A 22,634-nucleotide genomic window follows, 5' to 3' on the forward strand; every position below is an offset into this window, starting at 1 on the left:
TACGCCTGAGGTGACCTCGGGTTAAGCAGGTCATCCCTGGCCGGAGCTGTACGACGGCAGCGACCCGAGCTGGCCGGCGAGCCAGTTGCCCTCGGCCTGCAGACGCGACAGCGCCGTCTCCAGGGCGGTGAACGTACGCGTCAGGGTGGTGCGCCGCAGCTCGAGTCGGTCGTCCCACCGCGCGATGTCGTCCTTCAGGAGCTTGGTGGTCGACTCCTTGCCCTGAATGGCTGCGGTGACGGTGCCGTCCGTCTTGTCAGAGGCGCCCTCGGCGACGGTCTGCACCCGTCCGGCGAAGCCGTCGGTGCCGGTGAAGCGTGCTGCGACGCCCGCGGGGTCTGCGTTGTAGGCCTCGGTGAACTTCGCGTCGTCGAAGGTCAGGGTGCCCTCGCGGGTCAGCTCGATGCCGATCTCGGAGAGCGAGCCTCCGGTCGCGGAGAAGACGGCGGATGCCAGCGCTGTCCGGGCCGCGCGTACGGAGCTCTCGCCGGCGAGCTTGCCGGAGGCGTTGGTCGTGGCGTTGTACTTGGTGAGGTTGTCGATCTCGGTCAGCGAGGTGTTCATCGCGTCGACGAGCGCCTTGACGTCCTTCACCAGGCCGGCGGTGTCACGGCTGACATCGAGGCGTACGGCACTCCCGGTCGCGGTCGTGGCGCCGAGGGTGACGGTGACCCCGGGAAGGAGGTCGGCGAAGGTGTTGGTCGCCGAGGTGGCGGTGATGCCGGCGCCGAAGGTGACCTGGGCGTCCTGCCCGGCACGGACGGTGGCTCCGCCGAGCACGGCCGACCCGTCGGTGTTGGTCAGCGTGAAGTCCGAGGCGGCGCCGGTGTCCTTGGACTCGACCAGCAGCCGGTAGGAGCCGTCGGCGACCTTGACGGCGCTGGCTCGCAGGCCGGTGTCGTTGGCAGGGTCGTTGAGGGCGTCGATGACGCCCTGCAGGGTGCCGTCGGTGGTCCCGACGTCGACGGTGGTGCCGTCGAGTCGGTCCAGGCGGATCTGGGTGGAGCCGGTGAGCACGACGTCGGTCAGGGCCGCTGCGGCGGTGTAGCCGAGTTGGTGCGAGCGGGCGACCTGGTCGACGGTGAGGTCATAGGAGCCGGGCTGGGCGTCCTTCGACGCCGTGATGGAGACGGTGTCGACGGAGCTGGTGGCCTTCGTGGGCGTCCAGTTCGCGGGGTCGGCGAGCTTCTCGGCCTTGGTGCCGATGCCGGCGAGGTTGGAGTTGACCGTACGCATCGTCGTGAGCAGCGAGTTGGTCTTGTCCAGCCGCTGCTGCAGCCGGGTCTGCGGGATCGCCTCGAGCTGCATCAGCTGGCTGATGATCGAGGACGTGTCGAGGCCGCTGGCGAGTCCGCCGATGCTGGCGTTGGCCATGCGGTCCTCCTCTGCTGGCGCCCGCGTGACTCGGGGCGACGCGGGGCGTACGGGTGGTCGATCGAGGCTAGGGTGCCGCGCGGGCGGGCCGCAGACGATTGCGCGGTTCTTCACCGATCGGTCTGGCCACCAACCACGAAGCCCGGGTCGGGCGGGTTCTCCGCCCGACCCGGGTCGTGGGTGGGTGCTGCGGTGGTGCTGCTGCTGGTCGTGCGGGTGGATCAGCGGAGCAGCGAGAGTACGCCCTGCGAGGCCTGGTTGGCCTGGGCGAGCATCGCGGTGCCGGCCTGGCTGAGGATCTGGGAGCGCGTGAACTCCATCATCTCCGTGGCCATGTCGGTGTCGCGGATCCGGGACTCAGACGCCGAGAGGTTCTCGACCGACACGTTCAGGTTGTTGATCGTGTGCTCGAGGCGGTTCTGCGAGGCGCCAAGGTTGGCACGCGCCTCAGAGATGTCGGCGATCGCTGTGTCGATCACCCCGATGGCCGCTTGGGCGGCGGAGTGGGACCCAAAACTGATCGCCGCAGTCGAGGCACTGGTGGTGTCGAAACCATCGCCGTCGGAGGTGACGGCGACGGTACCGCCACTCTTCGACACGATCTCCAGCTGACCGTTCGCGTTTACCGATGCGGTGAAGGTGTTGCTGAAGTCGCTACTCGCGTTCAAGTTGTCAACCAACGCCCCGAGTGAGGCAGAGTCACCGGCGACGGCGGTGTAGTCAACCGTGGAGGTGCCGTTGGTGATGCTGATGACGTCGCCCGCGGCGATGTCGCTCGTGTTGACGTTGTTGGTGCCCTTCGCCGACGAGGTCAAGGTGTCCGCGATGACGGAGACGTCGGTCAGTGCGACGTTGATTCGGCTGTTGGCGTCACCATCGGCACCCACCTGGAAGTTGAGCGAGGCCGAGTCGCCGTTGAGCAGGTTGGTGCCGTTGAAGTTCGTGCTCTCCGAGATGCGCGAGAGCTCCGCCTGCAGCTGTGTGACCTCCGTCGTGATGGCGGCGCGAGCCTCGGTGTTGTTGGTGTCGTTGGATGCCTGCACTCCCAGGTCACGCATGCGCTGCAGGATCGCGTGAACCTCGGTGAGAGCGCCCTCGGCGGTCTGCACGACGGAGATGCCGTCCTGCGCGTTGCGGGAGGCCTGCTTCAGGCCACCGACCTGCGAGCGCAGGCCCTCGGAGATCGCGAGACCGGCGGCGTCGTCGGCGGCGCGGTTGATGCGGAAGCCGGACGACAGCTTCTCGAGCGACTTGCTCATGTCGCTCTGCGTCATCGAGAGGTTGCGGTAGCTGTTGAACGCCTCGATGTTCTGGTTGATGCGAAGACCCATGGTGATTCCCTCCTGGAATTCAAGGTCGGACTCCGAGCCCATCCGTGGGCTCCTGTGCCGGGACCTTCGGCCCGGGCTTCCCTCACCTGAGATATCGAGCGCAGACCTTTACCTTCCGGCCACTCGAGACAGCAGAACGCCCCGCGATGTCCGATACGGACAGCGCGGGGCGTTCGCCGTGATCAGCCGTTGAGCAGTCGCAGCACGTCCTGCGGCGCCTGGTTGGCCTGCGCGAGCATCGCGGTGCCGGCCTGGCTGAGGATCTGGCTCTTGGTGAACTGCGTCATCTCCAGCGCCATGTCGGTGTCCCGGATGCGGGACTCCGAGGCCGAGAGGTTCTCCACCGCGACGTTCAGGTTGGCGATGGTGTGCTCGAAGCGGTTCTGCACCGCACCGAGGTTGGCCCGCACGGTCGACACCGCGGTGATGGCGTCGTCGAGCGTGCCCATGGCGGTCCGTGCGTTCGCGTCGCTGAGCAGGTCGACCGCGCCGATGCCCAACGAGGTGGTGTCGACCCCGTCGATGTCGATGGTGATCGAGTCCGAGGCCTCGGAGCCCACCTGGAAGACGGCGGAGAAGGTGCCGTCGAGCAGGCGTACGCCGTTGAAGTTCGTCGCCTGGCTGATGCGGTCGAGCTCGGCCTTGAGCTGCTGCGCCTCGGCGTCGAGCGCGTTGCGCGAGGCCTGGTTGTTCGACCCGTTCGCCGACTGCACCGCGAGGTCCCGCATGCGCTGCAGCATCGAGTGCACCTCGGTGAGCGCACCCTCCGCGGTCTGGGAGACCGAGATGCCGTCCTGCGCGTTGCGCGCCGCGACCTTCAGGCCGCCGATCTGCGTACGCAACCCCTCGCTGATCGCGAGACCCGCGGCGTCGTCGGCGGCACGGTTGATGCGCAGACCGCTGGAGAGCTTCTCCAGCGACTTGCTCATCTGCCCCTGCGTGACCGAGAGGTTGCGGTAGCTGTTGAAGGCATCGATGTTCTGGTTGATGCGAAGACCCATGGTGCACTCGTCCTTGGAATCGGTTGTCCATCGGGACGAGCCCGTCCGTGGGCTCACATTCGGAGGCGGTCCGTCCTGGACCACCGGGTGATGACGCGAGTCTCGTGGACCGGAAGGGTCTGCGTGAGAAAACGCCGAACTCGACCCATTCGCGACGACCGATCCGGCGAATCTTTACCTCCGCCGCGTTTCGACCACGTCTGCTGCAGCGCCCGGTCAGCCCTGCAGCAGACGCAGCACGCCCTGCATCGACTGGTTCGCCTGCGCGAGCATCGCGGTGCCGGCCTGGCTGAGGATCTGGCTGCGCGTGAAGCTGGTCATCTCCATCGCCATGTCGGTGTCGCGGATCCGGGACTCCGACGCGGACAGGTTCTCCACCGCGACGTTCACGTTCGCGATGGTGTGCTCGAAGCGGTTCTGGATCGCACCGAGGTCCGCGCGCACCGTGGACACCTTGGTGATGGCGGTGCTCAGGCTGTTCAGCGCAGCGGTCGCACCGTCGGCCGAGGAGATGTCGAGCGTGTCGATGCCCATCCCGGCGGTGTTCATGGCGTCGTACGTGGGCGCCGCCGCCGAGGCCGCGCCAGCAGTGGCGGTGGGCGTGCCTGCAGCGATGCCTCCGGTGACCACCGGGGCGGTGGCGCCGGGCCCACGGCTCGTGCTGGTCACCACCAGAGAGTTCGCGGTCTCGTCGTAGTCGAAGCGGTAGTCCTCGTCGAGGCCACCCCGCGCGCTGTCGTACGCCGCCTGGAGCGCCGTCGCCACCGTGTCGCCGTCGGCGCCGGCCAGGTTGCGGCTCACGGAGACAGCGACCCCGTCGATCGTGAACGTCAGCGGGGTGCCCGAGTAGTCGTTCTCCAGGTCCACCGTGTTCGCGAACGTCGCCGGCGTCGCCGCCGGCACCTTCAACCCGATCATGATCTCGATGCTGTCGGCGGCGTCCGAACCGACCTGGAAGCTCGTGGAGGTGAACGTGCCGTCCAGCAGCTTCACGCCGTTGAACGACGTCGAGGAGGAGATGCGGTTCAGCTCCTCCTTCAGCTGCTCGGTCTCCGCCTGCAGCGCGTCCCGCGACGCCTGGTTGTTCGACCCGTTCGCCGACTGCACCGCCAGGTCGCGCATCCGCTGGAGGATCGCGTGCACCTCGGTGAGCGCACCCTCTGCCGTCTGCACGACCGAGATGCCGTCCTGCGCGTTGCGCGCCGCGACCTTCAGGCCGCCGATCTGCGTACGCAACCCCTCGGAGATCGCGAGACCCGCGGCGTCGTCGGCGGCACGGTTGATGCGCAGACCGCTGGAGAGCTTCTCCAGCGACCGGCTCATGTCGCCCTGCGTCGCCGAGAGGTTGCGGTAGCTGTTGAAGGCGTCGATGTTCTGGTTGATGCGCAGACCCATGGGGTGTCCTCGGAGGTCCCGGCCGTCCCTGGAGGTGGATGGATGGGCTCCCGTCCGTGGTCGCTCGTACGCACCCATCGGCGGCGCGAGCTCGCACCTGAGGCGAATCCGACATTCGCCTCCGCAGGTGGCGGATCGACCCGATCAGCGGAGGAGGGACAGCAGCTGCTCCGGCGTACGCAGGGCATGCGCGAGCATCGCCGACGCGACGTCCGCCCGCAGCTGCGCCCGCACCAGGTGTGACGCCTCGAGCGCGTGGTCGGCGTCGCAGATGCGGCTCTCAGCCGCGATGCTCGCGCCGAGACTCGCGCCGAGGCGACTGGCGGTGTGTCCGAGCCGGTTCTCGACCGCGCCGAGGTAGGCACGAGCCAAGGACAGGTCGTCCAGCACCGCGTCGATCGAGGCGATCAGACCGCCCTGTGGTGGCGTGACCGGCACCGTCGGCGCTCCGGGATCCTCCGGCGACTGCGGGGCCGGCGGCGGGTTCTCGGGCGGGGGCGTCGCGTCCGGCAGGGGGTCCGGCTGGGTCCGCACCGGCGTTGGGGCGGACGCCGGGGTGAAGGACACCTGCACCTCCTGCGCCGTGACGCCGGGACGGCCGCCGGTGCCGCCGATCACCCCGACGACTCCGCCGATCAGACCGCCCAGACCTCCGTTGCCCGGACCTCCGTTGCCCGGAGGCACGACGACGCCCGCTCCCGTGAAGACGGCATCGACCCCGTCGGCCGAGACCGTGACGGCGCCGGCTCCGAGGGCGCCGTCGAGAGCCTGCTGCAAGCTCGCGAGCCGGGTCTCGGCCGAGGTGCCGCCCGCGAAGACCACCGTCGCGAGGTCGAGAGCGGCACCGCGGTAGGTGATCGTGCCGTTGAGCCGGTCGTAGCTGTCGGGATCGCGCAGGTCCACACCCGAGATCCGCACCGTGGAGCCGGTCGTCGTCGTTGCCGCGGTCGACGTCGCCGTCAGCACGGGGTTCGTGGCGGCCGGCTCCTCCTGCTCCGTCGACGCCGCCGGTGCTGCGGTCGCCGTCGGCCCACCCGGCTCGGCCGGGCTGTGGGGCTGCACCGCTGCGGGCGCGTTGGTGGCAGCAGGGGAGAGGGTGCCGGTCGCGCCGACGTGGTCTCCGGCCAGAAACGCTGCGAGCACCGTCAGGCCCGGCGTACGCATCAGCAGGTGGTCGTCGGCGGCCGGCCCGACCTGCAGCGAGGACGTCGACCCGTCGAGCATCCGGCGTGCGGGTCCGCTGACGGCTGCGAGGGTCCGTCCGGCCTCGGCACGCAGCATCTGCAGCTCGGTGTCGATCGTGGCGACCGCCTGGGGGCCGAGCGCGTCGGCGTTGCCGCGCCGAACGGCCAGGTCACGCATCCGCTGCACGAGCTGGTGGACGGAGCCGAGGGCGCCCTCGGCCGTACGCACCATGCCGATGCCGTCCTGCACGTTGCGGAGGGCGACCCTGCTGCCCCCGATGGTCGAGCGCAACCCCTCGGACACGGCGAGACCGGCGGCGTCGTCGGCGGCCGTGGCGATGCGCAGCCCCGACGCGAGCCGTGCCGCGGCGACCTGACGGTCGGACGCATGGGCCCCGAGTGCGTGGGATGCCGCCCACGCAGGTGCGTTGTGGCGTACCCCGAGCAGCACGGCTGCCTCCCCCCGCGGAGGACGGCGTACGCCGGTGCGCCTCGCTGGACGTCCCCGGGTGCAGCAACGACTTGGCGTACGCGGGGTCATGGCCGGGCCTTGCCGGTCCAGCCAGCCGGCCGGCTGGCCAGTCAGTCATCCAGCCAGTCAGCCGGCCCCTGGACGCCCGCGTACGCGGGCGTTCCCGTGCTTGCGCGGGCATGCAAGCCCGCAGAAGCACCTGGACGCCCGCATACGCGGGCGTTCAGGGGCCCCGGGCGCGACCTGGGGCGACCTGGGGCGACCTGGCGCGACCTGGGGCGAACCGAGGGCTCAGCCCGCGGCGTTCACCGAGGAGTACGCCTGCCGCACCCCGGCCGCAGCCCCGGCGGCGTGGCGTGCCGCGACGGCGGCGACGTACGCGTCCTTGCGGCGCGCGGCGCATCCGTCGGGCCGCTGGTGGGGGATCACGAGCCAGGGCTCGAGAGCGGTCGCGAGGGCGTGTCGGATCAGGGCGAGCGCCTCGGCGCGCATCTGGGAGACCCGCGACTCGGTCACGTCGAGCTCGGCCGCGATCTCGGCCATGGGGCGCTCGGCGAGGAAGTACTGCTCCACCACCGTGCGCAGCCGCTCCGGCAGTTCTGCGATCGCCTCGTGGAGGTAGGCCACCTGCTCGCCTCGCAGGAGCACCTCCTCGGGCGCGGGGGCGTTGTCCACGAGCAGCAGCTCGACGGGCGATCCCTCGCCGGCCTGCAGGCTCATCACCTGGGCGCGAGCGGTGTCCTCGTCGTTGGCGAGCACCTCCTCCGCGCTCAGGCCGAGGGCCGAGGCGACCTCTGCGGTCGAGGCGGGCCGTCCGAGTGCCGTCGCGAGCTCCGAGCGCGTACGGTCCAGGTCGCGGGCGCGGCGACGCACCGACCGGGACGCCCAGTCGACGCTGCGCAGCTCGTCCAGCACGGCGCCCCGGATGCGGGTCGCGGCGTAGCGGGCGAACGGCACCCCGCGACTCCCGTCGAAGGACCTGTCGGCACTGACCAGGGCGGTCAGTCCGGCGGAGGTCAGGTCGTCGCGGCTGACGTGGCTCGGGACGCGACCCATCGTCTCGCGGACGACGTGGCCGACCAGCGGCATGTGCGCGGTGACCCGGCAGCGCTCGGCGGCGTCCTCGTCGGCGCGGGAGGTGATGTCCACGGGAGCGAGATTCGTGCGGACGTCATCGTTTTCGTGGCGGAACCGGCTTTTCTTTACCTCGGCACGGAGTTCTCCTCGGGCGAATGACTCAGGTGGGCCATGGCCCGGCCGATCGGCTTCCTGTCGACGTCCGATTCGTCTGTTACCGACGCCGTCCGCCGGATCCCGGCGCACCCGCACTCACCACTCGAGCCCAGGAGGACCATCGTGGAGCGACTGTCCCTGGTGCTGTGGCGTGAGCGGGAGCAGATGGAGACGCTGCTGTTCAAGCTCGAGCAGGAGACACTCGTGCTCGCCTCGGGCAGGACGCGGTGGCTGATGCGGTCGGCGCGCGAGGTCGAGGCCGTGCTCGAGCAGCTGCGGCAGACCGAGATCGTGCGTTCCGCCGCCGCCGACCAGGCCGCGGCCGAGGTGGGTCTGGAGGTCAACGCCTCACTGAAGGACCTGGCCGAGGCGTGCGAGGAGCCGTGGCAGTCGATCCTGCTGGAGCACCGCGACGCCTTCGAGCAGCTCACGCGTGAGATCGGCGAGTCCGCGGACTCCAACCGCGCGCTCATCGCCGGGGGCCTGCGCTCGGCGCGGGAGTCGCTGATGGCGGTCACCGAGACCCTCGACGGCTACGCCGCCGACGGCCGGGCGCGTACGACCGAGTCCTCGCGCCAGCACTTCGTCGACCGGAGCCTGTGACGTGGCCGGCACCTTCGGCTCCCTCGGCATCGCCCTGAGCGCGATGCGCTACAGCCAGAGCGTCATGGACGTCGCCGGCAACAACATCGCCAACGTCGGCACCGAGGGCTACGTACGCCGCCGCGTCGAGGGAGCCTCGGTGGGTGCTCCCGTGCAGCCCGCGCTGTGGTCGCGCTACGACCGGGTCGGCGGCGACGGTGTCGCCGTGGCGGGCCTGACCCGGATGGTCGAGGAGCAGGCCAACGTACGCAGCCGGCGCGAGCACGGCTCCCAGACCTTCCTGGACACCCGCGCCACGTCGCTGAGCCGGCTGGAGTCCGGGATCGGCGAGCCCGGCCCGGACGGCCTCGCCGCGGCGCTCGCGGACCTCAAGGCCTCCTTCGACGACCTCGCCAACAACCCCGGCGACCAGGCCGCGCGCCAGCAGGTGCTCGTGAAGGCCGCCATCGTGGGCGACGCGCTGCGCGGCCAGGCCGGCAACGTGCTGGACGAGATGACCGACCAGCAGGTCGCGATCACCGAGGCGCTGAGCGAGGTCGAGACGCTCGCCTCGGACCTCGCGGCGACCAACAAGGCGATCAACACCGCGACGCTGACCGAGGTCGATGCCAGCACGCTGATGGACAACCGCGACAGGATCGCCCTGCGCCTCGCCGAGCTGACCGGCGGTTCCGCCTCGTTGCGACCCGACGGGGGCTACGACTTCACCGTTGGCTCCGTCGCGCTCGTGCAGGGACAGCAGACCGCCACCCTCACCGCGACGGACGTGCCGCCGGGCTCCGGCGAGATCGCCGCCCGCACGGCGCTGGTCCAGGTCGACCTCGCCGCGCACCTCGACGGCTTGAACCGGATCGCCGCCGACCTGGCCGCTGCCGTCAACACCGCTCATCGCGGTGGCCACGACCAGGACGGCAACCCGGGCGGCGACCTCGTCGCGGTCACCGCCGGGGACGAGGCCCGTACGCTCCGCGTCGTCGTGAGCGACCCTCGCCAGGTCGCCGCGTCCTCGGTCTCCGGCCCCGCGAACCTCGACGCCGGCAACGCCGACGCGCTCGCCGACGCGGTGCGGGTCGACGCCGACTACCGCCGCCTCGTCTCCGGCTTCGGAGCGACCGTGGCCTCCACGACCCGGCTCGCCACCAACCAGCGGGTGCTGACCGACCAGGTCGACGCCGCCCGCGACCAGGGCGCCGGGGTGAACCTCGACGAGGAGATGACGAACATGCTCGCGGCGCAACGAGGCTACGAGGCGGCCGCGCGGCTGATGCGTACGCTCGACGAGGTGCTGGACACGCTCATCAACCGCACCGGGATCCGCTGATGGGCATCTCTCGCGTCACCCACACCATGCTCACGCAGCGGTCGGTCGACCGTCTGCAGGGCAGCCTCGGTCGACTCGCCGACGCCCAGGAGAAGCTGTCCACCGGCAAGGTGCTCAACCGGCCCTCGGACTCCCCGGCCGACACCGCTGCTGCGATGCGGCTGCGCGCCGGGCTCCGGCAGCAGGCGCAGTTCGAGCGCAACGCCTCCGACGGCCTCGGCTGGCTGGCGCAGACCGACTCCACCCTGCAGTCCATGACGAGCCAGCTGCAGCGCGCCCACCAGCTGGCCATCGCGGGCGCGAACACCGGCGGTCTGTCGGTGGCGGGCCGTGAGGCCATCGCCACGGAGCTCGAGGTGCTCAGGAGCAGCCTCATCGCCACCGCCAACCAGACCTACCTCGACCGCCCGGTGCTGGGGGGCACCACCGCCGGTGGCGTCGCGGTGAACCCCGACGGCAGCGTCGCGGGCGACAGCGGAGCCGTCGTCCGCACCATCGGCGAGGGGATCAAGGTGCGCGTGAACCTCGACGCGACTCAGGTCGTCGGCCCGGGCGGGCAGATCTTCACCCAGCTCGCCGCCCTGGCCAACGCCGTCCGTGCCGGCGACACCACCGCCATCGGCGAGGGCATCACGGCCGTCAAGGCCGGGGTCGAGCGTGTCGTCACCGCCCAGGCCGACGCGGGCACGCGGTACGCCCAGGTCGAGAAGGCATACCAGCAGTCCACCGACATCGAGATCTCGCTGCGTACGCGGCTCTCCGACATCGAGGACGCAGATCTCGCCGAGGCTTCGATCGAGGTCAGCACCCAGGAGGTGGCGTACCAGGCCGCCCTCGCCTCCACCGCACGGGTGATCCAGCCCAGCCTGTTGGACTTCCTGCGATGATGACTGCCGCCCCAGCCCACCACACCGCCACCGAGGGAGCCGACGTGGACCTGCCCGTGATCGAGCTCGCCCGGCCGATGCCGGGCTTCCCCGAGCACCGCCACTTCACCCTCGTGGCGCTCGACGACGCGAGTCTCCTGTGCAGCCTGCAGTCGCTGGAGGAGGAGGCCCTGCGCTTCCTGGTCGTGCCGCCGCACCCCTTCTTCCCCGAGTACGCCCCCGTGATCGACGACGAGACCGTCGGCGAGCTCGGCGTGCAGCGCGCCGAGGACGTGATGCTGCTCCTCGTGGTCACGGCCGGCCAGTCGCTCGCGGAGACCACCGTCAACCTGGCGGCACCCATCGTCGTGAACGCCTCGACGATGCAGGCCGCGCAGGTGATCCTCGAGGACCCCGCCTGGCCGGTGAAGGCGGGACTCGCCACGCCGTGAGCGCCGCTCACCTCCGCCCCGCACCGCGGGCGGGCGGGTAGCGTGCCCCCATGCTGGTCCTGAGCCGTCGCATCGGAGAGAGCATCGTCATCGGCGACGACGTCACCGTGACCGTGCTCGAGGTGCGTGGCGACGTGGTGCGTGTGGGCATCGATGCGCCGCGCTCGGTCGCGGTCCACCGCGCCGAGCTGCTCGAGCAGATCGGCGAGTCCAACCGCGACGCGGCCTCGCCGGCGGACTCCGCCGTCGACCAGCTCAAGGGCGCGCTGCTCGGTCGCCGCGGCGGCCTCGACCTGCCCCGCGCCGATCGCCCGGGCCGGGGCGGCGACGCAGGCCCGTCCTCCCAGCCCTGAGGGGCGCTCGGGCAAACGTCCCGAGGGCAAAAGATTCGCCGCTTTCCCGCGGCACGCACGCGTTCGTCTCAGCCGAGACCTCCGACCGCCGATGGTCCCGATGCGGCTCCCGGTGTCGTCCGACCCCGGCAACCGCGCCGTGACGCAGTCGGAGCCGGGGGAGGCACACGATGGACGAGGACGAGGAGATCGTCGAGGAGTTCCTCGTGGAGAGCCACGAGCAGCTCGACCAGCTCGACCGGGACCTGGTCGAGCTGGAGCGCGACCCGTCCTCCCGCGAGCTGCTCAGCGGGATCTTCCGCGCCATCCACACGATCAAGGGCACCAGCGGATTCCTCGCGCTGACGCGCCTGGAGAACCTGACCCACGTCGGGGAAAACCTCCTCTCGCGCCTGCGCGACGGGCAGATGGAGCTGACCCCCGACATCGGCGAGCAGCTGCTGCGGATGGTCGACACCGTCCGCGCCCTGCTGGTGCAGGTCGAGCAGCACCGCACCGACGCCGACGGCGTCCCCGAGGTCGACGAGGTCGTGGCCGCCCTCCAGGCCGCGCTCGAGGGCCGTACGCCGCCCCCGGCGACCGACCTGCAGCGAGCCGAGCCCCTCCCCGAGCTCGAGTCCCAGCCCGAGCCCCGTCCCGAGCCCCGTCCCGAGTCCGCGCCGCAGCCCGAGCTGCAGTCCGACGATCCCCCGCCCGAGGTCGACCCACCGGGCAGCGTCGTGGACGCCAGCATCCGCGTCGACGTGGCGCTGCTCGACGACCTCGTGCAGCTCGTCGGTGAGCTGGTGCTCACGCGCAACCAGATCCTGCAGCGCACCTCGGTGACCGACGACGTCGAGCTGCTGCGCGCCTCGCAGCGCCTGGACCTCGTGGCCTCGGAGCTCCAGGAGTCGGTGATGCGGACGCGGATGCAACCCATCGGTCAGGTGTGGGCGAAGATGCCGCGCGTCGTCCGCGACCTCGCGCGTCAGCTGGGCCGCGAGGTCGACCTGCGGCTCGAGGGGCACGACACCGAGCTGGACCGCTCCTTGCTCGAGGCCCTCAAGGGCCCCTTGGCGCACCTGGTGCGCAACGCGCTCGACCACGGCATCGAGCCCCCGTCGACGCGGGAGCAGCTGGGCAAGGCCCGCACCGGTCGACTGCTCCTGCGCGCCAGTCACGAGAACGGCCTCGTGGTCATCGAGATCAGCGACGACGGCGCCGGCCTCGACCCGGCGAGGATCGCCCGGACAGCCGTGTCGCGTGGGGTCGTGGGTCGCGACGAGGCCGACCGCATGACCGACAAGGAGCTGGTCGAGCTGCTCTTCCGACCCGGCTTCTCCACCGCCGCCGAGGTCACGAACGTCTCCGGCCGAGGCGTCGGCATGGACGTGGTGCGCACCAACATCGAGCGCATCGGCGGCACGGTCGACCTCACCTCGGAGACGGGTCGGGGCACCACCTGCCGGGTGCGTATCCCGTTGACCCTGGCGATCATCCCGGCGCTGGTCGTCGCCGAGGCGGGCGAGCGGTACGCGATCCCCCAGAGCGACCTTGTCGAGCTCGTGCGGCTGGAGGGTGGTCAGGACGCCCCCGAGGTCGAGCAGGTCGCCGGCGCCCCGGTGCTGCACCTGCGTGGCGACCGGCTGCCCCTGGTCAGGCTCGCCGACGAGCTCGGCCTGCCACCGACCCGGCCGGACGCCCTGGTCGTGGTCGTCGTCGAGGCCGACGGGGCCCGCTTCGGCCTGGCCGTCGACGACGTCCACGACACCCAGGAGATCGTCGTGAAGCCCATCGGCCGTGCGCTCAAGGGCCTCGGGACCTACGCCGGCGCCACCATCATGGGCGACGGCCGGGTCTCGCTGATCCTCGACGTCGCCGGCATCGCCGCCTCGCACGGCCTGCACGGCCTGCACGGCCTGCACGCCGACGTCGCGGTCACGGCGTCGACCGCGGCTCCGCAGACCCTCGAGACCTCGCGGTCGCTGCTGGTGCTGGAGGTCGCGGGTGGCCGACGGGCGGCCCTGCCGCTCGCCGAGGTGGCACGGCTGGAGGACATCGCCGCCGACACCGTCGAGTGGACCGGCGACCGGGAGGTCGTGCAGTACCGCGACGGCCTGCTGCCCCTCGTACGCCTCGCGACGGCGATCGGCCTGCCCGACACCTCGGACGGCCGCGACCGGCTGAGCCTCGTGGTGCACGAGGGCGACGGGACCCGCGTCGGGCTCGTGTTCGACCAGGTCGTCGACGTCGTCGAGAGCGCAGCGGTGCCCTCCTCGGTGGGGCGTCGCCCGGGCGTCACCGGCTCGGCGGTCGTCGCCGACCAGGTCACCGACCTGGTCGACCTGCACGACGTCGTACGGGCGGCGGAGGTGGTCGCATGAGCGCGGCCCCGATGACCTCCGACATCGAGCAGGTCTGCACCTGCTGGGTCGACGGCCAGCTCTTCGGCGTCCCCGTGCAGTGGGTCCAGGAGGTGCTGCGCGAGCAGCCGCTCACCCCGGTGCCGCGGGCACCCGGCGCGGTCCTGGGCCTGATCAACCTGCGCGGACAGATCGTCACGGCCATCGACCTGCGCAGCTGCCTGGGTCTGAGGCCGCGCCCGACCGGCCGACCCGCGATGAACATCGTGGTCCGCAGTCGCGGCGAGGTCGTCAGCCTCGTCGTCGACGACATCGGGGACGTCGTCCCCGTGGACGCGGCGCCCGTCGCGGTCCCCAGCAACGTCCCCGCGCGGATCCGCGCGGTGGTCTCCGGCGTCATCGGCCACGCGGGGTCGTCCCTGCTGGTGCTCGACCCCGACGCCGCCATCGACTCACCCGTTGACACCTCCGGAGGGAACCCATGACCGAGCTCTTCGAACCCCGCGCCAGCGACGAGGACCTGCCCGTGCGCAGCAGCCCACGGCGTACGCCGACGCTGGATCTCCTCGACGCCGTCCCGACGTCGGTCCTCCTGCTCGACCACGACGGGCGCGTCACGCACGCCAACCCCGCCGCGCTGGCGTCGGCCACCCGCAGCGGCGCGGCAGGCACCGCCGGGATGGTCGTCGGCGCCGACGTCGGCTCGGTCCTCGGCGTCGACCCCGACATCGGGGTCACCGAGCAGACGGTCGAGGGTCGCGTCCTGTCCGTTCGCCGGACGCCGTGCGAGGGCGGATCCCTCGTCGCCTGGGAGGACCTGACGGACCGGCGCAGGGTCCTCGAGGAGCGCGACCAGGCCGTCTCGGACACCCAGGCCGTCTCCACCGTGCTGCGCCGCGTCGGCGCGTGCCACGACGAGGAGACGGCGGTCCGCGACGCCCTGAACACCGTCCGTGAGGAGTTCGGCTGGGCGTACGGGTCCTTCTGGCGCATCGACCCGACCGACGGGACGCTGCGCTTCGTGCAGGAGTCGGGGTACGCGGGGGAGGAGTTCCGCCAAGTCACGCTGGCCGCGTCCTTCGCCAAGGGCGTGGGTCTCTCGGGGCGGGCGTGGGCCAGCGGTGACCTGTTCTTCACCCCCGACCTGGGCGAGATGACCGACTGCGTCCGCGCGCCGGCGGCGCAGCGGGTCGGGGTGAAGTCCGGTGTGGTGTTCCCGATCCGTGTCGGCGGCGAGATCGTCGGCACGATGGACTTCTTCGCCACCGAGACCCTCGAGCCCACCGCGCAGCGCCTGGACTCCCTGCGCAGCGTCGGTGAGCTGGTCTCCGCGGCGTTGGACCGTTTGCGGCGCGAGGCGACGCAGAGCGAGGCGGCGCAGGACGTCGACGCGGTCAACGACGTGCTCTCGCGGCTGGCGACGGCCGCGGACGAGGAGACCGCGGTCCGCGAGGCGCTGGACGCGGTGCGCGCCCGCTTCGGCTGGGCGTACGGGTCCTTCTGGCGCATCGACCCGGCCGACGACACCTTGAAGTTCGTGCTGGAGTCCGGCGACGCGGGGGAGGAGTTCCGCCAGGTCACGCTGGCGGCCTCGTTCGCCAGGGGCGTGGGTCTCTCGGGGCGGGCGTGGGCCAGCGGCGACCTGTTCTTCACCCCCGACCTGGGCGAGATGACCGACTGCGTCCGCGCGCCGGCGGCGCAGCGGGTCGGGGTGAAGTCCGGTGTGGTGTTCCCGATCCGTGTCGGCGGCGAGATCGTCGGCACGATGGACTTCTTCGCCACCGAGACCCTGGTGCCCACCGACCAGCGGCTCGAGGCGTTGCGCAACGTGGGACGTCTGGTCTCCCAGGCGTTGGACCGCGTCGTCGCCCAGGACGAGGAGCGCCGTGTCGCCGCCGAGACCGCCCGCAAGGTCGACCTGGTGCTCGAGGTCGTCAGCGCGGCCGCGCAGGGCGACCTCACGCGGCCGCTGGACCTGCACGGCGACAGCGCCGTGGACCGTCTCGCCGGAGGCCTCGCCACCCTCCTGGACACCCTGCGCGCCTCCATGGGGGAGATCGGCACGACGGCGGACACGCTGGCCGTCGCGGCCGAGCAGCTGACGATCCTCTCCCAGGGCATGGGAGAGGGCGCGACGACGACCTCCGACCGCGCCGCGAGCAGCTCGCACGCCGCGGTGGAGGTCTCCGCCTCGATCCAGACCGTCGCCTCCGCCGCGGAGGAGATGACCGCGAGCATCAGGGAGATCTCCCAGAACGCCAGCGAGGCCGCGACGGTCGCGGGCAGCGCGGTGGCCGTGGCGGCCTCGGCGCAGCAGACGGTCGCGAACCTCGGCCAGTCCAGTTTGGAGATCGGCAAGGTCGTCAAGGTCATCACCTCCATCGCGCAGCAGACCAACCTGCTCGCGCTCAACGCGACCATCGAGGCGGCCCGTGCCGGCGACGCCGGCAAGGGCTTCGCGGTCGTCGCGAACGAGGTCAAGGAGCTGGCCAAGGAGACCGCCCGGGCCACCGAGGACATCTCGACGAAGATCGAGGCGATCCAGTCCGACACCACCGGTGCGGTCTCGGCGATCGCGGAGATCTCGGAGGTCATCGAGCGGATCAGCGACATCCAGACGACCATCGCCTCCGCGGTCGAGGAGCAGACGGCCACGACGAACGAGATCGCCCGCAGCGTGACCGAGGCGGCGACGGGCGCCAACGAGATCAGCGAGGACATCACCCAGGTCGCGACCGCCGCCGACGGCACGCGTCGCGGCTCGGAGAACACCCTGCAGTCGGCGGGCGACGTGGCCTCGATGGCGAGCGAGCTGAAGGGGCTGGTGGGTCGATTCACGGTGTGAGCGACGCCTGCTGAGACCCTGTGCGGTGTGAACGCCACCGCACCCGTCACCAGGCCGTCGGACGCGACCTCCGGCGCGGTCACCGATGCCGACAGGCGTCGAGGGCTGCGCCGGATGCGTCTGGTCGCCACCGGTCTGCTGGCCCTCGCGGCGGTCGTCTTCGTCCTGACCCGTGACACCGACGGCTGGCTGGGCTTCGTCAACGCCGCCGCCGAGGCGGGCATGGTCGGTGCGATCGCGGACTGGTTCGCGGTCACCGCGCTGTTCCGTCACCCGCTGGGGGTGCCCGTGCCCCACACCGCGCTGGTGCCTCGTCGCAAGGCCGAGCTCGGGCGCAGCCTCCAGGACTTCGTCGCCGACAACTTCCTGGTCGAGGACGTCGTACGCGAGCGGGTGCTGGCATCCGAGCCGACGCTGCGGGCGTGCGAGTGGCTCTCGGTCGAGGCCAACGCCGAGCGTGCCGCGGACGAGGCCGCCCACCTCGCCGGTCGGGCACTGGACCGGCTGCGTCCCGAGGACGTCCGCAGCGTCGTGGAGGACGTGATCCTGCCGCGGCTGCGGGAGGAGCCGGCGGCGGAGGTGCTGGGCGCCCTGCTCGCCCAGGTCGTGGCCGACCGGTCGCACGTCGGCGTCGTCGACCTGGTCGTGGCCGAGGCGCTGCGCTGGCTGGAGCTCCACGAGGAGACCTTCATCGACGTCGTCTCCGAGCGCGCGCCCTGGTGGGCCCCGACCAGCCTCAACGACAAGGTCGTGCAACGGCTCCACCTGGAGGTGGTGCGGTGGCTGCAGGACATCGCACGCGACCCGCACCACCACGCCCGGTACGCCCTGGACTCGCTGCTCGCGCAGGTCGCCGAGGACCTCCAGCGCGACCCCGACACCCAGGCCAGCGCCGAGCGTCTGAAGCTGCGACTGCTCGAACAGCCGCAGCTCGTCGACTCGGGCATGGCGGTGTGGGGAGTCCTCGAGCGCTCCTTCCGCGACGCGCTGGAGGACCGTGAGGGTCCGGTCCGCAGCAGGCTCACGGCCGCCCTGGTCACCTGGGCGCGCACGACGGCCGGTGACGCAGGGGCCCGCGCCCGCTTCGACCGTCGGGCCGCGGACGCGGTCGTGTACGCGGTGCAGCGCTACGGCACCGAGCTGACCTCGGTCATCACCACCACCGTCGAGCGCTGGGACGGCCGGGAGGCGGCCGACCGGATCGAGCTGCACGTGGGCCGCGACCTGCAGTTCATCCGCATCAACGGCACCGTCGTCGGCGGTCTGGTCGGCATCGTGATCCACGCCGTGGGCATCCTGCTCCCGTGAGGATCTTCGGGCGCCGTCGCGGCGCGGAGCACCAGGCGGACCTGCCGACGGACGAGCCACCGGCACCTCGGGGCGTGCCGATCCGGGACGAGATGATCCGGCTGGGCCAGCTGCTCAAGCTCGCCGGCATGGTCGAGGACGGAGCCGAGGCACGCACCGTCATCTCCGAGGGCCTGGTGACCGTCGACGGGGAGGTCGACACCCGCCGGGGCGCACAGGTGCGCCCCGGGAGCGTCGTCACGCTGGGGGAGGAGGCGGTGCAGGTCGTCGACGGGGCCGCGGAGGACGGGTCGTACGACGACGGTCTGCCCTGGTAGCCGCTGCGCGGCCGATCGGCTGGACTCAGCGCACCGCGACGAGGTCGCAGACGAAGATCAGGGCCTCGCCCGGCGCGATGACGCCGCCGGCGCCCCGGTCGCCGTACGCCAGGTGCGACGGGATCTCCAGGCGACGACGACCGCCGACCTTCATGCCCTGCACGCCCTGGTCCCACCCGCTGATGACCTGGCCGATGCCCAGGCGGAACTGCAGCGGCTCGCCGCGGTCCCACGAGGCGTCGAACTGCTCACCGGTGGAGTGCGCCACGCCGACGTAGTGGACCTGCACCGTCGAGCCGGCGGTGGCCTCGGGCCCGTCGCCCTCGACCAGGTCGGTGACCTGCAGGTCGGTCGGCGGGGGGCCGTCGGGGAAGTCGATCTCGGGCTTCTCGGAGGTGCTCATGCCCCCGACCCTAGGTCAGCCCTGCACGTAGCTGCCGAGCTGGTCCCGCTCGAACTCCAGCTGGTCGATGCGGGCCTTCACCAGGTCCCCGATCGACACGACACCGACCAGCCGTCCGTCCTCACAGACCGGCAGGTGCCGGAATCGTCCGCTGGTCATGCGGCTCATCACGGCGTCGACGTCGGCGCCGGGCTCGGTGGTCTGCACGTCGGCGGTCATCACCTCGCGCACCCCGGCGTCGAGACCGACGTCGTCGAGATGGAGCCGGCGTACGACGTCGCGCTCGGAGACGATGCCCACCACCCGGTGACCGTCCTCGGTGACCACGAGGGCGCCGACGTTGGCCTCGGCCAGACCTGCGAGCACCTCACGCAGGGTCGCGTCCGGCGCGATCGTGGCGATGCGCGGCTCGGGCTTGCCGGACAGGATCTGACTGATGCGCATCGGACGCCTCCGCGGTCGGGGATGTCGTGTCGTGGCTCACACTGCCTGCTGCGACGGTAGCGAGGTTCGCCGGCGGTGACCAGACCCGCGCCCGACCAGCGACCAGCCTGTGACCAGCCGTCCTCTCAGCCGCGGCGGCGCGAGGCGATGTCGTGCACCGAGCCACCGACAGGACGACCACCCGGGCGACGACCGGCGCGCTCCCCGGGGGGACCGGGGGAGCCGTCGACGTCGCCGACGTAGGACAGGGCGGCGTCGTGCAGCAGTCCGTTGCTGGCCAGGGCGTTGCCACCGTGCGGTCCGGGGACACCCGTCAGCGAGGTGAAGCGACCACCGGCCTCGCGCACGATCACGTCGAGCGCCGCCATGTCGTGGGTGTCGAGCTCGGGTTCGCACGCGAGGTCGACCGCCCCCTCGGCCAGGAGCATGTAGGACCAGAAGTCCCCGTACGCCCGGGTGCGCCAGCAGCGACGGGTGAGCTGCACGAAGTCCTCGAGCCGGCCGCGCTCCTCCCACCCCTGCAGGGAGGAGTACGACAGCGACGCGTCCTCGAGCCGTGAGACCGAGGAGACGCCGATCGAGGACACCTTCATCAGCGACTTGCCGGTGAACGCGCCCTGGCCCGTGGTGGCCCACCAGCGACGCTGCAGCGCGGGCGCCGAGACCAGCCCGGCGACGACCTCGCCCTCGACCTCCAGCCCGATCAACGTGGCCCACACGGGCACGCCGCGCACGAAGTTCTTGGTCCCGTCGATGGGGTCGACGATCCAACGCCGGTCCCCGGAGCCGGTCGCCCCCTCCTCCTCGCCGAGGATCGCGTCACGCGTACGCGCCTTCGCGAGGGTGCGGCGGATGCCGGCCTCGACGTCGCGGTCGGCGTCGGTGACCGGCGTGAGGTCGGGCTTGGTCTGCACCGAGAGGTCGAGGGCCTTGAACCGGTCCATCGAGACCGCGTCGGCGTCGTCGGCGAGCACGTGGGCGAGCCGCAGGTCATCGGTGAAGGAGGAGGGCACAGGCGCACCCTAGAGGCTGGACGTCTCAGTCGCCCTCGGCGCGTTCCCGGCTCGCGAGCAGCCGACGGAACGACCCGAGTCGAGCCTGGCTGATCTCGCCGCGTTCCGCGGCGTCGTCCAGCGCGCACTCGGGAGAGGCCTCCGCGTGCTCGCACCCGCGCGGGCACGCCGTCGTCACCGCCTCCAGGTCGTCGAAGGCTCCGAGCAGCTCCTGCGGACCGACGTGCGCCAGTCCGAAGGAGCGGATGCCCGGCGTGTCGACGATCCAGCCTCCGTCGGTCTCCGCGGGTGCGGCGGCGGGGTCGGTGACCGGCAGCTCGAGCAGGTACGCCGACGTCGAGGTGTGCCGGCCGCGTCCGGTCACGTCGTTGACGACACCGACCGCGCGGTCGGTGCCGGGGACCAGCGCGTTCACCAGCGTCGACTTGCCGACGCCGGAATGGCCGACGAGCACCGACGTACGCCCGGCGAGCCGCTCCCGCAGGGCATCGAGATCACCGCCGCGCTCGACGGCCACGGCCGGGACCCCGAGCGGCTCGTACGCGGCGAGCAGGTCGGCCGGGTCGGCCAGGTCGGCCTTGGTCAGGCAGAGCAGCGGGTCCATGCCGGCCGCGAAGGCGGCGACGAGCGCCCGGTCGATCAGCCGGGCCCGCGGCTCGGGATCGGCTAGGGCCGCGACCACCACCATCTGCTCGGCGTTGGCGACCACGATGCGCTCGACGGGGTCGGAGTCGTCGGCCGTGCGCCGCAGCACGTTGGTGCGCGGCACCAGCTCGACGACCCGGGCCAGGGACCCGTCGTCGCCGGAGAGGTCGCCCACGACCTTCACCCGGTCGCCGACAACGACGCCCTTGCGTCCGAGGTTGCGCGACTTCACCGCCCACAGCTCTCCGTCGGCGTCGTCGGCCCCGGGATCGTCCAGCACGAGGGTCAGGCGTCCGCGGTCGACGGTGACCACGCGACCGAGCACGGCGTCGTCGTAGGAGGGACGCTCCTTGGTGCGGGGGCGCGTACGCCGCCTCGGGCGCTCGTAGTACTCCGGGTCCCGGTCGGTGTAGCGACGGCTCACGGGCCGGCCCCGACCCCGGTCGGGGCCAGCAGGCCGTCCCAGACGTCGGCGAAGCCGGGGAAGGTCTTCGCCGTCGTCGCGACGTCCTCGACGTGGACGCCGGGCACCACGGCACCGAGCACCACGCCGGCGTGGGCCATGCGGTGGTCGGCATAGGTGCCGAACGTCGCCCCGTGCAGCGAGGCGGGGCGGATGGTCAGCCCGTCCTCGTGCTCGGTGACGTCGCTGCCGAGCCGGGTCAGCTCGGTCGCCAGCGCCGCGAGCCGATCGGTCTCGTGACCGCGGATGTGGGCGATGCCGCGCAGGTGCGACGGACTCGTCGCGGTCGCGGCGAGAGCGGCCAGCACCGGGGTCAGCTCGCCCAGGTCGTGCAGGTCGACGTCGATGCCCTGCAGGGCCCCGTCGGCCGGGCCTCGCACCACGAGGTCACCACCGTCACGGGAGATCTCCGCACCCATCCGCGCCAGCAGGTCGCGCCAGGCGTCGCCTGCCTGCTGCGTGGAGTCGGGCCAGTCGGCCACGCGCATCTCACCTCCGGTCGCGGCGGCGGCGGCGAGGAACGGCCCGGCGTTGGACAGGTCCGGCTCGATCCTCACGTCGACGGGCGCCACCGGACCAGGCGTGACGCGCCATCGGTCAGGTCCCGTCTCGACCTCGACGCCCTGGGTGCGGAGCGCGGCGACGGTCATCTCGATGTGCGGCAGCGAGGGCACGGGGCGCCCTTCGTGGACGACCTCGACGCCCTCGTCGTACGCCGCACCGGCCAGGAGCAGTGCGGAGACGAACTGCGAGGAGGCGGAGGCGTCGATGACGACACGGCCGCCCCGCGCCGACCCCGTGCCGTGCACCGTGAACGGGAGCGTCCCGCGGCGCTCGTCCTCCACCTGCACACCGAGCTGACGCAGACCGACGAGCACCTCGCCCATCGGGCGCGTACGCGCATGCGGGTCCCCGTCGAAGCGGGCGGCGCCCTCACCCAGCGCGGCGACCGGGGGCACGAACCGCATCACGGTGCCGGCGAGGCCGCAGTCGACGGACGTGTTGCCCCCGGCCCGGCCGGGCTCGACCGTCCAGTCCTCCCCGGCGGTGTCCACCCGGGCACCCAGCGCGGTCAGGGCGCGGGCCATGAGCTCGGTGTCGCGGGAGCGCAGGGCGCGGCGCACCACGGAGGGTCCTGTCGCCAGCGCGGCCAGGATCAGGTACCTGTTCGTGAGCGACTTGGAGCCGGGGAGCACGACGCGACCCCGCACCGGGTCGACCGGGTGCGGGGCCGCGTAGAGATCGGTGTCGCGGTGGCTCATGGAGCCA

The 22,634-nt window shown here is 71.9% G+C and carries 21 protein-coding genes; 10 read left to right on the plus strand and 11 right to left on the minus strand.

The window, feature by feature from the left end; genetic code table 11:
- Window positions 1–30: 30 nt before the first annotated feature.
- From fliD to KLP28_14420, 6 genes are all read right to left on the minus strand, one after another.
- Entirely contained in the window at window positions 31–1,374 is a 1,344-nt protein-coding gene (gene fliD, locus KLP28_14395; GenBank protein ID QWC84739.1) for a flagellar filament capping protein FliD, read from the minus strand.
- A gap of 221 nt (window positions 1,375–1,595) precedes the next feature.
- Window positions 1,596–2,705, minus strand: coding sequence for a flagellin (locus KLP28_14400; protein ID QWC86996.1), 1,110 nt, complete (start codon window positions 2,703–2,705; stop codon window positions 1,596–1,598).
- Between the two features lie 182 nt (window positions 2,706–2,887).
- Complete coding sequence (locus tag KLP28_14405) at window positions 2,888–3,706, minus strand: flagellin (protein QWC84740.1); 819 nt, start codon at window positions 3,704–3,706, stop codon at window positions 2,888–2,890.
- Window positions 3,707–3,922: 216 nt separating this feature from the next.
- Complete coding sequence (locus KLP28_14410) at window positions 3,923–5,101, minus strand: flagellin (protein ID QWC84741.1); 1,179 nt, start codon at window positions 5,099–5,101, stop codon at window positions 3,923–3,925.
- A gap of 144 nt (window positions 5,102–5,245) precedes the next feature.
- Window positions 5,246–6,736, minus strand: a complete 1,491-nt coding sequence (locus KLP28_14415; protein ID QWC84742.1) for a hypothetical protein — start codon at window positions 6,734–6,736, stop codon at window positions 5,246–5,248.
- Window positions 6,737–7,048: 312 nt separating this feature from the next.
- On the minus strand, window positions 7,049–7,846 hold the full coding sequence (locus KLP28_14420; protein ID QWC86997.1) for a sigma-70 family RNA polymerase sigma factor: 798 nt from the start codon (window positions 7,844–7,846) through the stop codon (window positions 7,049–7,051).
- A gap of 267 nt (window positions 7,847–8,113) precedes the next feature.
- On the opposite strand from KLP28_14420, the gene KLP28_14425 reads away from it, so the two are divergent.
- The 10 genes from KLP28_14425 to KLP28_14470 all read left to right on the plus strand — a co-directional run bounded on the left by KLP28_14425 (window position 8,114) and on the right by KLP28_14470 (window position 18,397).
- Window positions 8,114–8,593 (plus strand): flagellar protein FlgN, encoded by a 480-nt coding sequence (locus KLP28_14425; GenBank protein QWC84743.1) that lies wholly within the window; start codon window positions 8,114–8,116, stop codon window positions 8,591–8,593.
- Between the two features lies 1 nt (window position 8,594).
- Window positions 8,595–9,914, plus strand: a complete 1,320-nt coding sequence (flgK, locus tag KLP28_14430; GenBank protein ID QWC84744.1) for a flagellar hook-associated protein FlgK — start codon at window positions 8,595–8,597, stop codon at window positions 9,912–9,914.
- Window positions 9,914–10,801 (plus strand): hypothetical protein, encoded by an 888-nt coding sequence (locus KLP28_14435; protein ID QWC84745.1) that lies wholly within the window; start codon window positions 9,914–9,916, stop codon window positions 10,799–10,801. Before flgK ends, KLP28_14435 begins: the two co-directional genes overlap by 1 nt.
- The gene (locus KLP28_14440) at window positions 10,801–11,232 is read left to right on the plus strand and encodes a flagellar assembly protein FliW (protein QWC84746.1); all 432 of its coding nucleotides are present in this window, start codon (window positions 10,801–10,803) and stop codon (window positions 11,230–11,232) included. Before KLP28_14435 ends, KLP28_14440 begins: the two co-directional genes overlap by 1 nt.
- A gap of 50 nt (window positions 11,233–11,282) precedes the next feature.
- A complete protein-coding gene (gene csrA, locus KLP28_14445) occupies window positions 11,283–11,585 on the plus strand; it encodes a carbon storage regulator CsrA (GenBank protein ID QWC84747.1) in 303 nt (100 codons plus the stop codon).
- 170 nt (window positions 11,586–11,755) lie between these two features.
- Window positions 11,756–13,948 carry a chemotaxis protein CheW gene (locus KLP28_14450; GenBank protein ID QWC84748.1) on the plus strand — a complete coding sequence of 731 codons (2,193 nt, stop codon included), beginning with the start codon at window positions 11,756–11,758 and terminating at the stop codon, window positions 13,946–13,948.
- Window positions 13,945–14,412: a chemotaxis protein CheW gene (locus tag KLP28_14455; protein QWC84749.1), complete on the plus strand. Its 468-nt coding sequence runs from the start codon at window positions 13,945–13,947 to the stop codon at window positions 14,410–14,412. The genes KLP28_14450 and KLP28_14455 overlap by 4 nt, the downstream gene beginning before the upstream one ends.
- The gene (locus KLP28_14460; GenBank protein QWC84750.1) at window positions 14,409–16,772 is read left to right on the plus strand and encodes a GAF domain-containing protein; all 2,364 of its coding nucleotides are present in this window, start codon (window positions 14,409–14,411) and stop codon (window positions 16,770–16,772) included. The genes KLP28_14455 and KLP28_14460 overlap by 4 nt, the downstream gene beginning before the upstream one ends.
- Window positions 16,773–16,886: 114 nt before the next feature.
- Entirely contained in the window at window positions 16,887–18,080 is a 1,194-nt protein-coding gene (locus tag KLP28_14465) for a DUF445 domain-containing protein (protein QWC86998.1), read from the plus strand.
- Between the two features lie 80 nt (window positions 18,081–18,160).
- Window positions 18,161–18,397 (plus strand): RNA-binding S4 domain-containing protein, encoded by a 237-nt coding sequence (locus tag KLP28_14470; GenBank protein ID QWC86999.1) that lies wholly within the window; start codon window positions 18,161–18,163, stop codon window positions 18,395–18,397.
- Window positions 18,398–18,422: 25 nt separating this feature from the next.
- On the opposite strand, the gene KLP28_14475 is transcribed toward KLP28_14470, so the two are convergent.
- From KLP28_14475 to aroA, 5 genes are all read right to left on the minus strand, one after another.
- Window positions 18,423–18,800, minus strand: coding sequence for an FKBP-type peptidyl-prolyl cis-trans isomerase (locus tag KLP28_14475; protein QWC84751.1), 378 nt, complete (start codon window positions 18,798–18,800; stop codon window positions 18,423–18,425).
- A 15-nt stretch (window positions 18,801–18,815) separates the two neighbouring features.
- Window positions 18,816–19,244: a CBS domain-containing protein gene (locus KLP28_14480; protein QWC84752.1), complete on the minus strand. Its 429-nt coding sequence runs from the start codon at window positions 19,242–19,244 to the stop codon at window positions 18,816–18,818.
- A gap of 125 nt (window positions 19,245–19,369) precedes the next feature.
- The gene (gene hisN, locus KLP28_14485; GenBank protein ID QWC84753.1) at window positions 19,370–20,257 is read right to left on the minus strand and encodes a histidinol-phosphatase; all 888 of its coding nucleotides are present in this window, start codon (window positions 20,255–20,257) and stop codon (window positions 19,370–19,372) included.
- A gap of 25 nt (window positions 20,258–20,282) precedes the next feature.
- Entirely contained in the window at window positions 20,283–21,326 is a 1,044-nt protein-coding gene (gene rsgA, locus KLP28_14490) for a ribosome small subunit-dependent GTPase A (GenBank protein ID QWC84754.1), read from the minus strand.
- Complete coding sequence (gene aroA / locus KLP28_14495; GenBank protein ID QWC84755.1) at window positions 21,323–22,627, minus strand: 3-phosphoshikimate 1-carboxyvinyltransferase; 1,305 nt, start codon at window positions 22,625–22,627, stop codon at window positions 21,323–21,325. The genes rsgA and aroA overlap by 4 nt, the downstream gene beginning before the upstream one ends.
- Between the last annotated feature and the right edge of the window lie 7 nt (window positions 22,628–22,634).

This window comes from Nocardioidaceae bacterium (genome assembly GCA_018672315.1).
Lineage (GTDB): Bacteria > Actinomycetota > Actinomycetes > Propionibacteriales > Nocardioidaceae > TYQ2.

Coding starts and splice junctions, on each gene's coding strand:
- KLP28_14400 (QWC86996.1), bottom strand. CDS start 2,705: ATGGGTCTTCGCATCAACCAGAACATCGAGGCGTTCAACAGCTACCGC.
- fliD (QWC84739.1), bottom strand. CDS start 1,374: ATGGCCAACGCCAGCATCGGCGGACTCGCCAGCGGCCTCGACACGTCC.
- KLP28_14460 (QWC84750.1), top strand. CDS start 14,409: ATGACCGAGCTCTTCGAACCCCGCGCCAGCGACGAGGACCTGCCCGTG.
- KLP28_14465 (QWC86998.1), top strand. CDS start 16,887: ATGCGTCTGGTCGCCACCGGTCTGCTGGCCCTCGCGGCGGTCGTCTTC.
- KLP28_14450 (QWC84748.1), top strand. CDS start 11,756: ATGGACGAGGACGAGGAGATCGTCGAGGAGTTCCTCGTGGAGAGCCAC.
- KLP28_14420 (QWC86997.1), bottom strand. CDS start 7,846: ATGCCGCTGGTCGGCCACGTCGTCCGCGAGACGATGGGTCGCGTCCCG.
- KLP28_14475 (QWC84751.1), bottom strand. CDS start 18,800: ATGAGCACCTCCGAGAAGCCCGAGATCGACTTCCCCGACGGCCCCCCG.
- KLP28_14410 (QWC84741.1), bottom strand. CDS start 5,101: ATGGGTCTGCGCATCAACCAGAACATCGACGCCTTCAACAGCTACCGC.
- aroA (QWC84755.1), bottom strand. CDS start 22,627: ATGAGCCACCGCGACACCGATCTCTACGCGGCCCCGCACCCGGTCGAC.
- csrA (QWC84747.1), top strand. CDS start 11,283: ATGCTGGTCCTGAGCCGTCGCATCGGAGAGAGCATCGTCATCGGCGAC.
- KLP28_14480 (QWC84752.1), bottom strand. CDS start 19,244: ATGCGCATCAGTCAGATCCTGTCCGGCAAGCCCGAGCCGCGCATCGCC.
- KLP28_14435 (QWC84745.1), top strand. CDS start 9,914: ATGGGCATCTCTCGCGTCACCCACACCATGCTCACGCAGCGGTCGGTC.
- KLP28_14440 (QWC84746.1), top strand. CDS start 10,801: ATGACTGCCGCCCCAGCCCACCACACCGCCACCGAGGGAGCCGACGTG.
- KLP28_14405 (QWC84740.1), bottom strand. CDS start 3,706: ATGGGTCTTCGCATCAACCAGAACATCGATGCCTTCAACAGCTACCGC.
- KLP28_14455 (QWC84749.1), top strand. CDS start 13,945: ATGAGCGCGGCCCCGATGACCTCCGACATCGAGCAGGTCTGCACCTGC.